At 34.4% G+C, this 15,507-nt stretch carries 16 protein-coding genes; 7 read left to right on the forward strand and 9 right to left on the reverse strand.

The window, feature by feature from the left end; genetic code table 11:
• Positions 1 to 314: 314 nt before the first annotated feature.
• The 3 genes from trmB to SJY43_RS05965 are packed head-to-tail and all read left to right on the forward strand — an operon-like array spanning position 315 to position 1,952.
• Positions 315 to 989, forward strand: a complete 675-nt coding sequence (trmB, locus tag SJY43_RS05955; RefSeq protein ID WP_396602931.1) for a tRNA (guanosine(46)-N7)-methyltransferase TrmB — start codon at positions 315 to 317, stop codon at positions 987 to 989.
• A 2-nt stretch (positions 990 to 991) separates the two neighbouring features.
• Positions 992 to 1,621, forward strand: a complete 630-nt coding sequence (locus tag SJY43_RS05960) for a LysE family transporter (protein ID WP_396602932.1) — start codon at positions 992 to 994, stop codon at positions 1,619 to 1,621.
• A 1-nt stretch (position 1,622) separates the two neighbouring features.
• Positions 1,623 to 1,952, forward strand: a complete 330-nt coding sequence (locus SJY43_RS05965) for an MGMT family protein (protein ID WP_396602933.1) — start codon at positions 1,623 to 1,625, stop codon at positions 1,950 to 1,952.
• Between the two features lie 30 nt (positions 1,953 to 1,982).
• Here SJY43_RS05965 and SJY43_RS05970 read toward each other — a convergent pair whose 3' ends face one another.
• A complete protein-coding gene (locus tag SJY43_RS05970) occupies positions 1,983 to 2,813 on the reverse strand; it encodes a hypothetical protein (RefSeq protein WP_396602934.1) in 831 nt (276 codons plus the stop codon).
• A gap of 267 nt (positions 2,814 to 3,080) precedes the next feature.
• Here SJY43_RS05970 and SJY43_RS05975 point away from each other — a divergent pair, with 267 nt between their 5' ends.
• Together SJY43_RS05975 and SJY43_RS05980 are read left to right on the forward strand one after the other, a co-directional pair.
• On the forward strand, positions 3,081 to 4,217 hold the full coding sequence (locus SJY43_RS05975) for a P-loop NTPase (protein ID WP_396602935.1): 1,137 nt from the start codon (positions 3,081 to 3,083) through the stop codon (positions 4,215 to 4,217).
• Positions 4,218 to 4,220: 3 nt separating this feature from the next.
• Positions 4,221 to 4,466: a NifU family protein gene (locus tag SJY43_RS05980; protein ID WP_396602936.1), complete on the forward strand. Its 246-nt coding sequence runs from the start codon at positions 4,221 to 4,223 to the stop codon at positions 4,464 to 4,466.
• Positions 4,467 to 4,598: 132 nt separating this feature from the next.
• On the opposite strand, the gene nifJ is transcribed toward SJY43_RS05980, so the two are convergent.
• Positions 4,599 to 8,129, reverse strand: coding sequence for a pyruvate:ferredoxin (flavodoxin) oxidoreductase (gene nifJ, locus SJY43_RS05985; protein ID WP_396602937.1), 3,531 nt, complete (start codon positions 8,127 to 8,129; stop codon positions 4,599 to 4,601).
• A 331-nt stretch (positions 8,130 to 8,460) separates the two neighbouring features.
• Entirely contained in the window at positions 8,461 to 8,811 is a 351-nt protein-coding gene (locus SJY43_RS05990) for a 4Fe-4S dicluster domain-containing protein (protein ID WP_396602938.1), read from the reverse strand.
• A gap of 153 nt (positions 8,812 to 8,964) precedes the next feature.
• Here SJY43_RS05990 and SJY43_RS05995 point away from each other — a divergent pair, with 153 nt between their 5' ends.
• Together SJY43_RS05995 and SJY43_RS06000 are read left to right on the forward strand one after the other, a co-directional pair.
• Positions 8,965 to 10,821, forward strand: coding sequence for a 2-oxoacid:acceptor oxidoreductase subunit alpha (locus SJY43_RS05995; RefSeq protein WP_396602939.1), 1,857 nt, complete (start codon positions 8,965 to 8,967; stop codon positions 10,819 to 10,821).
• 2 nt (positions 10,822 to 10,823) lie between these two features.
• Positions 10,824 to 11,837 (forward strand): 2-oxoacid:ferredoxin oxidoreductase subunit beta, encoded by a 1,014-nt coding sequence (locus SJY43_RS06000; protein ID WP_396602940.1) that lies wholly within the window; start codon positions 10,824 to 10,826, stop codon positions 11,835 to 11,837.
• A 43-nt stretch (positions 11,838 to 11,880) separates the two neighbouring features.
• Here SJY43_RS06000 and SJY43_RS06005 read toward each other — a convergent pair whose 3' ends face one another.
• The 6 genes from SJY43_RS06005 to SJY43_RS06030 form a co-directional block, all read right to left on the reverse strand.
• Complete coding sequence (locus SJY43_RS06005; protein WP_396602941.1) at positions 11,881 to 12,141, reverse strand: hypothetical protein; 261 nt, start codon at positions 12,139 to 12,141, stop codon at positions 11,881 to 11,883.
• A 25-nt stretch (positions 12,142 to 12,166) separates the two neighbouring features.
• The gene (locus SJY43_RS06010; protein ID WP_396602942.1) at positions 12,167 to 12,655 is read right to left on the reverse strand and encodes a hypothetical protein; all 489 of its coding nucleotides are present in this window, start codon (positions 12,653 to 12,655) and stop codon (positions 12,167 to 12,169) included.
• A gap of 72 nt (positions 12,656 to 12,727) precedes the next feature.
• A complete protein-coding gene (locus SJY43_RS06015; RefSeq protein ID WP_396602943.1) occupies positions 12,728 to 13,303 on the reverse strand; it encodes an electron transport complex protein RnfA in 576 nt (191 codons plus the stop codon).
• 3 nt (positions 13,304 to 13,306) lie between these two features.
• Positions 13,307 to 13,909, reverse strand: a complete 603-nt coding sequence (locus tag SJY43_RS06020; RefSeq protein ID WP_396602944.1) for an RnfABCDGE type electron transport complex subunit E — start codon at positions 13,907 to 13,909, stop codon at positions 13,307 to 13,309.
• Positions 13,910 to 13,914: 5 nt separating this feature from the next.
• Positions 13,915 to 14,499: an RnfABCDGE type electron transport complex subunit G gene (locus SJY43_RS06025; RefSeq protein ID WP_396602945.1), complete on the reverse strand. Its 585-nt coding sequence runs from the start codon at positions 14,497 to 14,499 to the stop codon at positions 13,915 to 13,917.
• A 2-nt stretch (positions 14,500 to 14,501) separates the two neighbouring features.
• A complete protein-coding gene (locus tag SJY43_RS06030; protein ID WP_396602946.1) occupies positions 14,502 to 15,506 on the reverse strand; it encodes an RnfABCDGE type electron transport complex subunit D in 1,005 nt (334 codons plus the stop codon).
• Position 15,507 lies beyond the last annotated feature (1 nt).

The raw sequence follows: 15,507 nt of genomic DNA on the forward strand, positions 1-15,507 counted from the left end.
ATAAAAATTTGGGCGTGCCCCAAGGGTCGGGCTTTCGGCAGTCGCTTTTTTGTGTTGCATAGGTGCAACAACACAAAAAGAGCTTCAACAAATGCCTCTATCCCTCACGCACTTTTTTGCTAAATTCAAAGATAAGATATTATGGCTCGGGTATATTTCCTTAATATTAAGAAACGCCCTCGAGATTTTTTTCTCGGGTTTCCGTTAAAAATGTCATTCCCGTAAAAACGGGAATCTAAAAGCAGAGGATTTTGTTTCTAGAAATTCTCTACTTTTACCAAAAATAAAGTAATAATAAGAAATCGTTAATAAAGTTGGGAAGTAAAAATAAACTCAGAAGATTTAAAGAAAACGAAACATTCTCGAATGTTTTTCAACCATCAAGAGAAGCGTTGGTAGAATCTAATTTCAATTTAAAAGGAAACTGGAGGACAGCCGTTTTTAAAAATAATAACCCGTTAGTTTTAGAGCTAGGTTGTGGTAAAGGCGAATACTCGGTAGCTTTAGCTCAAAAATACCCAGACAAAAATTTTGTAGGTATCGATATTAAAGGAGCAAGGTTTTGGAGAGGAGCCAAAACAGCCATTGAAGAAAATATTCCAAATGTAGCTTTCCTGCGTACTCAAATTGAGTTAATCGATCACGCTTTTGCAGAAAACGAAGTCGATGAAATTTGGATTACCTTTCCAGACCCGCAAATAAAATATAAGCGCACAAAACATAGAATGACAAATGCTGTGTTTTTAGAACGCTATAAACAAATCCTAAAACCCGACGGTGTTGTGAACTTAAAAACCGACAGCGAATTTATGCACGGTTATACACTTGGCTTACTACACGGGGCAGGACACGAGGTGCTATATGCAAACCATAATGTGTACAAGCAAGAAGGTAGCCCAGAAGAAGTAACAAGCATTCAAACCTTTTATGAGTCGCAATATTTAGAGCAAAACAAACCAATTACCTATATTAGATTCAAAATTAAATAATAGTGAACATAACTTTTGTCTTTTTTATAGGTTTGTTTTTCGCCATGATTGGTGTAATTCCGCCAGGATTATTAAACATGACGGCGGCCAAAATAAGCTTAAAAGAAGGTCATGTTAGAGGTATTGTGTTTTCTGCAGGGGTTTGTGTTATTGTTTTTGCACAAACCTATCTAGCCAGTATTTTTGCGCGCTATTTAAGCATGCATCCAGAAGTTATCGGGATATTAAGAGCTGTAGCATTAGTGCTTTTTATATTAATAACAATTTATTTTCTATTCATTGCAAAGTCAGAGCCTAAACAGCAAATAGAGCCTAAAATAAAGAGTAAACATAGCAGGTTTTTTCAAGGTATGTTGTTGTCTGCAATTAATGTGTTTCCAATTCCTTACCAAGCCTATATGACCATTACTTTAGCCTCTTATGGATGGATGACGTTCGAGAAAACCAGTATAATGGCTTATGTTATTGGTGCCGTAACCGGAACCTTTGTTACGCTTTACATGTATATTTTCTTTTTTGATAAAATAAAGGGCAAAACATTTACTTCTCAAAAAAACATGAACCGAATTATAGGTGGAATTACTGGGGTTATTTCGATTGTAACTATAATTAACATGATTCAAGATTTATAAAATGAAGCCAGAAACGCTTAATTTTTTCGATAAAGTTTATGAAATTGCCAAACTAATTCCTTTTGGGCGAGTAACGAGTTACGGCGCAATTGCAAAATATTTAGGCGCGGCAAGAAGTGCAAGAATGGTAGGTTATGCCATGAATGGATCGCATAATAAAGATGTGCCAGCACACCGCGTAGTAAACCGAAAAGGTTTATTAACAGGTAAACATCATTTTGATGGTACAAACCTCATGCAGCAGCTTTTAGAAAGTGAAGGTATAGAGGTTGTAGAAAATCAAATCCAGAATTTAGAAAATGTGTATTGGGATCCTTCTAAGGAGTTGTAAATATGTCTTAATTTTTGTAAACTACACAAATCACAACGAAACTCCAATCCCCAAACTCACATTCGAAAAACCAACACTTCCAATTTTTAAACCTTCATAGCCTCCAGAAAACTTATATTGTTTTCTATGGAAATTTAAAAGCGCATTAAATTTGTTTACCGTATTATCATTAACCAATATTTGATTAAAATTAGACTCTAAACTTAAAGGTTTTACAAAAAACCATTCAGCTCCCAAACCATAAGTAAAACCTAATGCATTTACTTCTCCATCAATATACGCAGCGCCAATGCCCCAATACGCATTAAACCGTTCTGTTCGTACACGATTATATTTGGCTAATGCTGTGTAAATGGCTAATTTATTGGTGTCGAAGTTATTGTTTTCTTCCCAAAGTTGAAGGTAGTCAAATTCTAATCCCAAACGTTTAAGAAAACGCATGTCGGCATTAAGATGGTTTCCGTATAATCTATTGGTTTCAAAAATAAAACGACTCGTTAATGTGGTTGTTAATATTTCGCTGTCTTCATTCCAATTATAAGAGTAGTTTCCTGTATTAGAATTTTTGTAAGGGTACTTCGTTAAAAACGCATTATGCGATTTGTTGTTTGTTTCAAACGGACTTTCAACAGCAATACCATAAGCTGTATATGCAAAAATTGGAGCAACAATACCACGAACAATATCGGTTAAAATATCACTATCAGAATCGCTTGAGTTGTTTGAGTAAGTGGATTGCGTATGGCTATTAATTGACTGCTCAGTTTTTTTTAAACTATCCTCAGCATCTTTTATTTTTCCTTGACCATATAACACGTTAGAAACAATTATAATTAAAAAAGAAAGCATCGTTTTTTTCATAATTTAAAGGATCAAAATTTAGAGTTATCATGTCACACAAACTATGCCGTTTTTGGACTTAATTATTAATAAGAAAAATAAATAATCATATCAATAAAACTTCTAACTTCCAGCTTCTGTCTTCAAGCTTTATTGCTTATATTTGCTCTTAGAATGATTCTTAATTAGTGAATTTCATAGTCTAGAAAATGAAGTGAATGAAACTATAATAATTGAATTAATCCTGATGCTAAATTGGGATCTTTTGAAACAGATTTTAGATTAACTATGAAGCTAGATAAAAAAGACATACTAAAAGCACTTGAAAGTATAACTGTTCCTGGTGAGGGGCAAAATATGGTTGAGAGCGGTGCAGTAAAAAACGTGATCACTTTTGGTGATGAGGTTATTGTTGATATTACAATTCAAAACCCAAGCTTACAAGCTAAAAAACGTACTGAGGTCGATATTCTTAAAACCATTCATGAGCAGGTTTATGAAAAGGCAAAGATTACGGTAAATGTAAAAGTTGAAGCGCCAGCTAATCCCAAAGTAAATGTTATTAAAGGGAAACCCGTTCCTGGTATTCAAAATATAGTGGCTATAGCATCTGGTAAAGGTGGTGTAGGGAAATCTACTGTAACAGCAAATTTAGCAGTAAATTTAGCTAAAATGGGCTTTAAAGTAGGAGTTTTAGATGCCGATATTTATGGACCATCAATTCCTATTATGTTTGATGTTGCTAACGAAAAACCTTTAGCAGTAAACATAGAAGGGAAGTCTAAAATGAAACCGGTAGAAAATTACGGTGTTAAAGTATTGTCAATCGGGTTTTTTACACAACCAGACCAAGCGGTAGTTTGGCGAGGACCAATGGCGGCAAAAGCATTAAACCAAATGATTTTTGATGCCCATTGGGGAGAACTAGATTTTTTACTTCTAGATTTACCTCCAGGTACTGGCGATATTCATTTAAGCATCATGCAATCGTTACCAATTACAGGCGCAGTTGTTGTAAGTACGCCACAAAATGTGGCCTTGGCCGATGCTAAAAAAGGTGTAGCCATGTTTCAACAAGAAAGTATAAATGTACCTGTATTAGGAATTATTGAAAATATGGCATATTTTACACCTGCAGAATTGCCAGATAATAAATATTTTATCTTCGGAAAAGAAGGTGCCAAAAATTTAGCTGAAGATTTAGAGGTGCCATTTTTAGGTGAATTGCCATTGGTACAAAGCATAAGAGAAGCAGGTGATGTTGGGCGTCCAGCAGCATTGCAAACAGGAACGCCGCTAGAACAAGCATTCGAGAAATTAACTCAGAATGTGGTTCAAGAAGTGGTAAGACGAAACGATGATTTGCCACCAACCGAAGCTATTAAAATTACAACCATGGCTGGATGTTCGGCAGTTAAAAAATAAAATATGACTTCAGAAGAGTTAAGAGAAAAAGTAGAGTTTGCTTTAGCAGAAATTCGTCCATTTTTACAAAGTGATGGTGGTGATATTTCATTGTTGTCTATAGAAGATAACGATACACTTGTAAAAGTACAGCTGCAAGGAGCATGCGTAGGTTGTAGTGTTAATCAAATGACACTTAAATCTGGTGTAGAAATGACTATCAAAAAGTATGCGCCACAGATAGAACAAGTTATTAATATTGATGCATAACATTTAAGTCCGCATTAAGTTAACACCAAAATTTCGCTGGTAAATTATAATTTGCCAATAAAAAAAATCATTCTACATGTAATTAGTTACATGTAGAATGATTTTTAAATTAAAGCATAACCTTAAGGGTATTTACATACCTCTATGAAGTTCTAAACGTTCCCATCTAGAATCAACTTCTTCTTGTGCTTGTTTAAGAAGTTTAGCTCCTAATTCGGCATCATCTTTAACAACTCTAGAGAATCTAGTTTCTTTATACATAAATTCCTCAAGTGGTGCAGATGGTGCTTTAGAGTCTAATCTAAACTTCTTACCTTTTGGTTTAGAAGGATCGAATCTAAATAATGGCCAATAACCGGTTTCAACCGCTTTTTGTTGATGAATTGCTCCATCTTTTAAATTATAACCATGGTCACCACAATGTGAGTAAGCAATAATTAATGATGGTCCATCATAAGCTTCAGCTTCTTCAATGGCTTTAAGCGTTTGCAAATCCTTCGCTCCAATTGCTATTTGAGCAACATATACGTTATCATAAGAAACAGCTTGTAAGGCTAAATTTTTCTTGCTAGTACGTTTACCAGATACAGCAAATTTAGCACTTGCGCCTATTGGTGTTGCTTTAGACATTTGCCCACCAGTATTAGAATATATCTCAGTATCTAACACCATAATATTGATGTTTTCTCCAGAGGCTAATACGTGATCCACACCACCATAACCTATGTCATAAGCCCAACCATCACCACCAAGAATCCAAACAGATTTTTTACGCAAGTACTCTGTTAATTGTAATAGTTTTTTAGCTTCAGGTGTATCAATAGTTGATAGTTTAGCTTTAAGTTTATCAAGGTTTGCAAAATTTTCTTCTTTTTCTGCTTCCGTTTTTTCGGGGTTGTTTAAAATAGCATCAACTAATTCAGTACCAACTTCTGCTTCTAATCCTTTTAATAGGTTTTCAGAAATTTCCTGTTTTTTAGTTAATCCTAATTTCATTCCTAAACCATATTCAGCGTTGTCTTCAAATAATGAATTTGCCCAAGCTGGTCCTCTACCAAACTTATTGGTTTTATAAGGCGTTGTTGGTAAATTACCACCATAAATAGACGAACACCCTGTTGCATTGGCGATTAAAATACTATCTCCATATAATTGAGTTAGTAATTTAATATATGGTGTTTCACCACAACCAGAACAAGCTCCAGAGAACTCAAACAATGGTTCAAGGAACTGAGATCCTTTTACATTGGTGATGTTTAATTCTGTTCTATCATAATCAGGTAAATTGATGAAATAATCCCAATTAGGATCTTCTGCGGCTTCAACTTTAAGTTTGCTATGCATGTTTATTGCCTTAAAGTCTGGGTCTTCTTTACTTACAGCAGGACAAACCTCAACACAAAGGTCGCAACCAGTACAATCTTGTGCAGATACTTGTAGTACATACGATTCTGCTTCTTTGTTAAATGGTCTACCTATTGCTGGAGCCGATTTTAATGTAGAAGGTGCGCCTGCCAATTTTTCCTTAGAAACTACTTTAGCTCTAATGGCTGCGTGCGGACAAATTACAACACATTTATTACATTGTGTACAGATGTCTTCACCATCCCATACTGGAACTTGATCTGCAATACCACGTTTCTCGAATTGAGTTGTTCCTGTAGGGAACGTTCCATCTACTGTGAATGCGCTTACTGGAAGTTCATCTCCTTTTCCAGCTAATATTTTACCTAAAACTTCTTTTACAAAAGAATCATCAGTACCAGTCATCATTGGTTTCAATTCTGTATCACTTGTAATTTGTTTTGGATAATCAACTTGTTGAAGATTTTCTAATGATTTATCAACGGCATTAAAGTTCATTTGAACAACAGCATCTCCTTTTTTAGAATACGATTTTACAATGGCTTCTTTAATTTTTTGAATTGCTTCATCTTTTGGAAGTACGCCAGAAATCGCAAAGAAACAGGTTTGTAAAACGGTATTTGTACGCTTACCTAATTTAGCTTCATGAGCAACTTTAGTGGCATCAACCACGTAAAATTCCACTTCATTTTCTACAATCTCTTCTTGCATTTTTTTAGGAAGAATATTCCAAATTTCATCTTTATCAAAAGGAGAGTTTAATAAGAATGTTCCACCTTTTTTGATGTTCTTTAAAATGTCATATTTTTCAATGAAATTAAATTGATGACAAGCAATAAAATTTGCTTTATGAATTAAATAGGTTGAATAAATTGGGTCTGGTCCAAAACGTAAATGTGAAACGGTTTGAGCACCTGCTTTTTTAGAATCGTAAACAAAATAACCTTGTACATAGTTATCGGTTGTTTCACCAATAATCTTAATAGAGTTTTTGTTTGCACCAACTGTACCATCAGAACCTAAACCGTAGAACATACAATTAAAGGTATTTTTAACAGTTTTTAATCGGTCGCCAACATCTAAACTTCTGTAAGTTACATCATCATTAATACCAACCGTAAAGTGGTTTAATGGTTCTTTTTCATCCAACTCGTCGAAAACAGCTTTAACCATTGCAGGATCAAATTCTTTAGAAGACAATCCGTAACGTCCACCAATAATTTCCGGCATTACTCTATTGCTTTCAACAAAAGCTGTAACAACATCTTGATAAAGAGGCTCACCTAAGCTTCCAGGTTCTTTTGTTCTATCTAAAACTGCAACTTGTTTAACTGTCTCTGGAAGTGCATCTACAAAATGGTTGATTGAAAATGGTCTAAATAAACGTACTATAATAGCACCAACTTTTTCACCATTTTTAACCATGGTGTCAACAGCTTCCATTACAGGACCTTGACCAGAACCCATAATTACAATTACTTTTTCTGCTTCAGGATGCCCTACATAATAGAATAAGCTATATTTTCTACCTGTGTGTTTATAAAATTCATCCATTGTTTTTTCTACTATACTGGGAACTTTATAATAATAGAGGTTTGCAGCTTCTCTTGCTTGAAAAAATACATCTGGGTTTTGAGACGTACCTCTTATTACTGGATTATCTGGATCTAACGATCTTTTTTTATGAGCCATGATATCGTCTTCTGGCATCATGTCTTTTATAATATCATCGGTAATACCATCAATTTTAGAAATCTCGTGAGAGGTTCTAAAGCCATCAAAAATATTCATGAAAGGTATTCTTGATTTTAACGTTGCAACTTGAGAAATCAATGCCATATCTTGTGCTTCTTGTACAGAACCACTAAATAACATGGAGAACCCCGTTTGTCTTGCCGCCATAACATCTGAATGATCACCAAAGATTGATAATGCATGTGTTGCAATAGTTCTTGCTGCGACATGAATTACGGATGGTAATAACTCTCCTGCCATCTTATACATGTTAGGAATCATTAGTAACAATCCCTGTGATGCTGTAAATGTAGTTGTTAAGGCACCTGCTTGCAGCGAACCATGAACAGCTCCTGAAGCACCTCCTTCACTTTGCATTTCTACAATTCTTGGGACATTCTCCCAAATGTTTTTTTGTCCTTTGGAGCTATACACGTCTACATGTTCGCCCATTGGTGATGCTGGAGTGATAGGGTAGATGGCACAAACCTCATTGGTTTTATGCGCAACCCTTGCAACCGCTTCATTAGCATCACAAATTAGTTTTGGAAATTTTTTCTTCATAATAAAGTTATCTTATTAAATAAAATTCACAAAAAGCTACCTAAGTACGATTTTTGGAAATTTCTAATTACGTAGACCTTAACAAGATTCCTTTTTTGACTAAAACCTAAAGGTCGTTCAAATAAATACCCTTTAAAATTAAAAGAAGTATAAAGCATAGACTATGATAAATATCATGTAATGGATAGATTTTAAGTGTATTAAAAAAAATGAGGACTCCAAATGATATGAAGTCCTCAATTTAATCACTAATAATTTCTTAGGGTGTTGAACGCTAGAAATAAATATGAAAAAAAATTAACTTTAGTTCTTAAATAAAATGATATAAATACTATTCGGCATGTAGCCAAGCTTTTTTCTCTAATAAAGCTTCTTCACTTTCTACATGATCTTCATCTGGCACACAGCAATCTACAGGGCAAACAGAAGCGCATTGCGGTTCGTCATGAAACCCTTTACATTCGGTACATTTTTCAGGCACTATAAAATAGAACTCATCAGATACTGGTTCGTTCATTTCATCTGCGTCTACTTCATCTCCATTTGGAAGCGTAATTGTTCCGCTTAAAGCGGTTTCGTCTGCATAGGCCCATTCTTGATCGGGCTCATAAATTGCATTATTAGGACATTCTACAATACAAGCGTCACAATTAATGCATTCATCTGTTATTATGATAGCCATATTAATATGTTTTTATGATAGTATGGAGTAAAATTAAAATTTCTTATGCACGTATAATATGATATAAATCATGTTACATTTTAAACACAGAAGTTATTTTTGGTAAAGACGACTTCAATTTTTTTGATACTAATCTTTTTATGCCTAAAAATTATGATTGCTGAAAAAAATGAAATACAACCCGAAGTTCTAGAAGCCGTGGTTATAAGATTTGTTGGAGATTCTGGTGATGGAATGCAGTTAACAGGAACCCAATTTTCTGATACTTCTGCAATGATTGGAAATGATGTTTCAACGTTTCCTAATTACCCCTCAGAAATTAGGGCACCTCAAGGCAGTTTATATGGCGTTTCTGGATTTCAAGTTCATATTGGTAGTGTTGAGATTAGTACACCTGGTGACGATGTAGATTTATTGGTCGCGATGAATCCTGCAGGCTTAAAAACCAATCTTTATGCAGTTAAGCCAGGGCATACTATTATTATAGATACCGATGCGTTTACCAAAAAGAATTTAGAAAAAGCAAAATATGAAACAAATCCCCTTGAAGATGGGAGTCTTGATAATTACCGTGTTATTGAAGTAGCTATTTCTTCGCTCACAAAAGAAGCTTTAAAAGATGTTGAGGGTTTAGATAATAAGAGCATTACAAGAAGTAAAAATATGTTTGCTTTAGGCATGTTGTATTGGATGTATCATCGTTCTACTGAGCATACTATTGAGTTTTTTAACAAGAAATTTGCTTCTAAACCTCATTTAATAGAATCTAATACTAAAGTGTTAAATGCAGGTTTTTATTTTGCTGAAACGTTGGAGTTAATACCCAATTCATATACCATTTCTCCCGCAAAAATGCCTTCTGGAACGTATAGAATTATAAGTGGTAATACGGCAACAGCTTGGGGTTTTTTAGCTGCTGCAGAAAAATCGGGTATCGAATTATTTTTAGGGTCTTATCCTATAACACCAGCAACAGATATATTACATGAATTAGTTAAACATAAACATTTTGGAGTTAAAGCTTTTCAGGCAGAAGATGAAATTGCGGGTATTACATCTGCAATTGGAGCATCATTTGCAGGAGATTTGGCAATTACAACCACATCAGGTCCAGGTTTGGCTTTAAAAGGTGAAGCCTTAGGATTAGCCATGATGGTGGAACTTCCTTTGGTTGTGGTAAATGTTCAAAGAGGTGGTCCATCAACAGGATTGCCAACCAAAACAGAACAATCTGATTTAATGCAAGCTATGTATGGCAGAAATGGTGAGAGTCCTGTAATTGTAATTGCAGCAGGGACACCTTCTGATTGTTATAAATATGCATACGAAGCTGCAAAATTAGCTTTAGAACATATGACGCCGGTTATATTACTAACCGATGGATATATTGCTAATGGCTCTGAACCGTGGTTAATTAAATCGGTTGCAGAAATGCCAGAAATTAAAAATAATAGAATTAAAGAAGCTAAAGAAAACTGGCATCCATACGATAGAGATAAAGAGACTCTTGCTCGTGATTGGGCAGTTCCAGGTACTTTTGGATTAGAACATCGAATTGGAGGCTTAGAAAAAGATAAAATTACAGGAGATGTATCTCATGTTCCCGAAAATCATGAGTTCATGACAAAAATTAGAGCCGAAAAAATTAAACGTGTAGAAAATTACATCCCTGAATTAGAAACTGAATTTGCCGAATCTGGTGATTTACTTGTTGTTGGATGGGGAGGAACTTATGGTAGTTTGCATTCCGCAGTAAAACAATTAAATGAAAAAGGCTATGATCAAATAGGCTATGCGCATTTTAATTATATAAATCCGCTGCCAAAAAACACAGAAGCCGTTTTAAATAAGTTTAAAAAAATTGTGGTTTGTGAGCTAAACAATGGTCAATTTGCGAGTATTTTAAAAATGAATTTTAATAAGTACAACTTTTTGCAGTTCAACAAAATCCAAGGCTTGCCATTTGGGAATACAGAACTTACAGAGAAATTTAAACAATTGCTAGGTTAATTATGGAAACTACTGCTAAAAATGAATATACGTTTAAAGATTTTGCTAGTAATCAGGAAGTAAGATGGTGTCCAGGTTGCGACGATTATGTTATTTTAAGATCAATGCAAAAGGCACTCCCAGAAATGGGTATAAAAAAAGAAGATGTAGTCTTTATTTCGGGTATTGGCTGTTCTTCTCGTTTCCCTTATTATATGGATACATATGGTATGCACAGCATTCATGGAAGAGCTCCAGCAATTGCATCTGGTGTTAAATTAGCGAATCCAGATTTAAGTGTTTGGGTAGTGACTGGTGATGGCGATTCTATGGCTATTGGAGGAAACCATTTTATTCATGTATTGCGAAGAAATATTGATTTAAATATTCTGCTTTTTAATAACGAAATTTATGGTTTAACTAAAGGTCAATTTTCACCAACGTCTTTAGTTGGACAAAAAACAAAGTCATCTCCTTACGGAAATACGCAACCCCCATTTCAACCAGGTGAACTAGCCATTGGAGCACAAGCACGATTTTTTGCTAGAATAGGAGGGAACACTCCCAAAGAAATGACGCAAATGTTTATTGATGCTGAAAAATTTAATGGAACGTCTTTAATTGAAATATTACAGAATTGTGTGATTTTTAATGATGGATGTTTTACAAAATATACCGATAAAAAAGTTAGGGAAGACCAACAGTTATTTGTTGAGGATGGCAAACCCATGATTTTCGGAAAAAATAAGGATAAAGGTTTAGTATTAAATGGATTAAAATTAGAGGTTGTTACCATTGGAGAAAATGGCATTACAGAACAAGATATTTTAGTACACAATGCGGGTGAACAAGATCCAACCTTGCATCAAATGTTAGTACGATTAGAATATCCTCTTGTAACAGGTATAATAAGAAGTTTTGATGATATTACTTTAGAAGAAAGAGAAGATGCTTTGACAAAAGAAGTAAAGGCGAATTCAAAATTTACAAAAACAGATGATCTCTTCTTTTCGGGCGAAACTTATGAGGTGAAGTGATTTTGGGAATTAGTGTTTTGCATATAATTATTTACACAAAGCGTTAGTGGCTAGGTATTTCATATTTAATACCATATTCATCAAGCATTTGCTTTAAGTAGCGAACGCTACCAATAACCCCTAATTTCCCTTCTTGGCCAGAAACAATTCCTACCAAATAACCATTTTTATCAATTACTGGAGATCCACTTCGTCCATGAGGTTGAGTATCAGTTTTTAAAGTTTTTATATAAAAATAATCCCCGAGGTTTTCAAAGCATTGTAGCTTTATTAGTGCAGGTTTACTATTATCTTTCTGTTTCATTCCCCAGCCAACCGCATATACAATCTCATTTTTTTTTTTTTTTTACTCTTGTAAATCTAATTTTTAGTGGGTATAGCTCTGTATTTAAGCTCTTTATATAAAAAATAATCCAATCTCGTACTTTAAGGGTGTTAAACTGACCTATCTTTTCATTTGGATTCCTATTTATTAATTTCTTTATTGAAATGGCTTTTTCTTTTTTATTCTTCGGGTATAAATCCCAATATTTAAAATCGGGACCTAAATCAATATTATGGATTCCAAGTTGTTTTTCAAAAACCATAAAAAAGTGTTTGCATGATACTCCAATTGTATCGATTCCTGTGTTTACCAAAAATGAATTTGCAATATCGGTATAGGTTGTATCAGTAAAACTAATTTTATTTGTTAAAGCAAAATCGGGCCATTCAGACACAGGTTTCTCAATCCATGGCTCTTTGGTTACTTGAGGTTCATTTTTACAACCGAAGCTCAATAATAAAAAACTGAATATTATTAATCCGTATTTTCTCAATGATGAATTATTTATTTTGTTACTACAAGGTATATTCCCGTTAGAATAGTAATTACTAATTCACTTACTGTTTTAAACCAACGCCGTAAACCCTAAAAAAGCTAAAGATAAAAGCCCCGCTACTAACAAGTTGATAGGAACACCTTTCATGCCTTCAGGAATGTTAGCCAATTCTAGTTGCTCTCTTATACTTGCAAAAACAATTAAAGCTAAACCGAATCCAATAGAGTTTGAAATCGCAAAAAACACAGCTTTTATTAAGCTACTATTCTCCAATCCTAATGCTAATATCGCTACACCTAAGACGGCACAGTTAGTTGTAATTAAAGGAAGAAAAACGCCTAATGCTTGATATAAGGGCGGACTCACTTTTTTTAGAATAATTTCTACCATTTGCACTAACGCCGCAATAACTAAAATAAACGTGATGGTTCTTAAATAATTTAATCCAGCAGGCACTAAAATATATTCATGCAATAAATAGGTTACCGTTGTGGCGATGGTCATTACAAATAATACGGCACCAGACATTCCAATTGATGTAGATATTTTGTTTGAAACACCTAAAAACGGACATATCCCTAAAAACTGAGACAGTACAATATTGTTTACAAAAACAGCGGCTATAAGAATTAAAATATATTCCATGTGTTATTTTGTTTTAGATACTTTATTGAATAAAACAGATAAATATGCCAAAGCTATAAAAGCTCCTGGAGGCAAAATGAAAAGTAATAACGTATTGGCATCTTCCGATACGAAACGGAAATCGAATAGGCTTCCGCTTCCTAATATTTCGCGCACAGCTCCTAAAGCGGTTAGAGCAATTGTAAATCCAATGCCCATCCCTAAGGCATCAACGATTGATGACACCACATCATTTCTTGATGCAAAAGCTTCAGCTCGACCTAAAATCAAACAGTTTACTACTATTAATGGTATGAAGATTCCCAATTGTTCAAACAAGAAAGGGATGTAGGCTTCTAAAACCATCTCTACTATAGTAACAAAAGAAGCAATAATGATAATAAATGCAGGAATCCTAACCTTACTCGGTATTTGAGACTTAATTAAGGATACCACTATGTTCGACATTAATAACACAAATAATGTTGCGACTCCCATTCCCAAACCGTTAAAAGCTGAAGAGGTGACACCCAAAGTTGGACACATACCCAACAACATGACGAAAACAGGGTTGTCTTTTATAATCCCTTTTAAAAAGTTTTCCTTTTGAGTTATTTTCTCTGCCATGATATCTAATTTTCAGATTGGTTAGTTTCTACAAACACATCGTAAGCCATTTGAGCAGCCTCACCAAAAGCACGAGTGGAAATGGTTGCGCCGGTTAAAGCATCAACATCACCACCATCTTTTGTAGGTTTTAAATTAAATTCTGATGGTTTTTTACCTCTAAATTGTCTCATAAATTTTTCATCCTTCATTTTAGTTCCCAATCCTGGTGTTTCCTTTTGTTCGAGTACTACAATGTTTTTGATACTTTCATCAGGATTAAATCCTACCATAATTTTCACTAACCCACTATAGCCTTTTTCAGATGAACCAACAATGGCTGTTCCTATTGGTTGGTTGTCAAAAGTTCCAGTATAAATTTCAATACTGTCTTTAGCTTTATCAGATTTAAGCATTAAAACCGCTTCAACAGGATTGTTATTAAATTCAGGTAACACTTGCTTTAAGGCGTTTACCTTTCTTTCTAGTTTTGCTTTTGCTTTCGGACCTTTGGTGATATCATTTATAAAACCAAGAGATATGCCTGCAATAATTGTAATTACAAAAAGTGCAATAGTCATATTTAAAAAAGTAGATTCTTTTTTACTCATAATTACATGATTTTTGATTTGATTTGATTTCCAAATCGTCTTGGTTTAAAATACTTGTCTATAAGTGGTACAAAGGCATTCATTATTAATATGGCGAATGATACACCTTCAGGATAGGCGCCAAATAATCTGATAACTACAGTAATAACGGCAATACCAATAGCGAAAATCATCATGCCTTTTTTGGTCATTGGGCTGGTTACTAAATCGGTTGCCATATAAAAAGCTCCTAAAATGGCACCACCAGATAAAATATGAATTAACGGATTGGCATACAGCTCTGGATTTACCAACCAGAAAATCCCAGTCATAGCAGCCATAGTTGCCAAAATAGTAACTGGAATATGCCAAGTAATCACTTTGCGTACAATTAAAAAGACACCTCCAAGAAGTAATGCCAATGCAGACATTTCTCCAATAGATCCACTTGTAATACCGAGTAGTAATTCCATAGCAGAAGGTATTTTTTCGCTAATGCTAGACATGGTATCTCCGTACATGAGTCCTTCTTTAATAATGCCTAACGTAGTTTCGCCAGTAACGGCATCTAAGGACAAATTATTTTCAATAGCAGTAGGCCACGAAGTCATTTGCACAGGAAAACATACCAATAAAAATACACGACCAACAAGCGCTGGATTAAAAATGTTGTAACCCAGGCCACCAAAAGAAAGTTTTGCAACTCCAATGGCAATTAAACTACCCACTATTATCATCCAAATTGGAAGTCCAGCGGGCAAGTTAAAGGCTAGAAGAATACCTGTTATAAGTGCGGAACCATCGGTAATGGTAATTTCGGTCTTTAAAAGATATTTTTGAATGAGATATTCGAATACAATACACGAAACAACAGCGACTGATGTGAGTATTAAAGCATTTATACCAAACACATAAATGGAAACCAAAAATGCTGGGATTAATGCGTAAATTACATCATACATCACTTTTTTTGATGTTCTAGCTGAGTGTACGTGCGGTGAGGCTGAAATAATAATAGGATCTGCCATA

The sequence above is a fragment of the Algibacter sp. R77976 genome, assembly GCF_044594645.1.
Taxonomy (GTDB): domain Bacteria; phylum Bacteroidota; class Bacteroidia; order Flavobacteriales; family Flavobacteriaceae; genus Algibacter_B.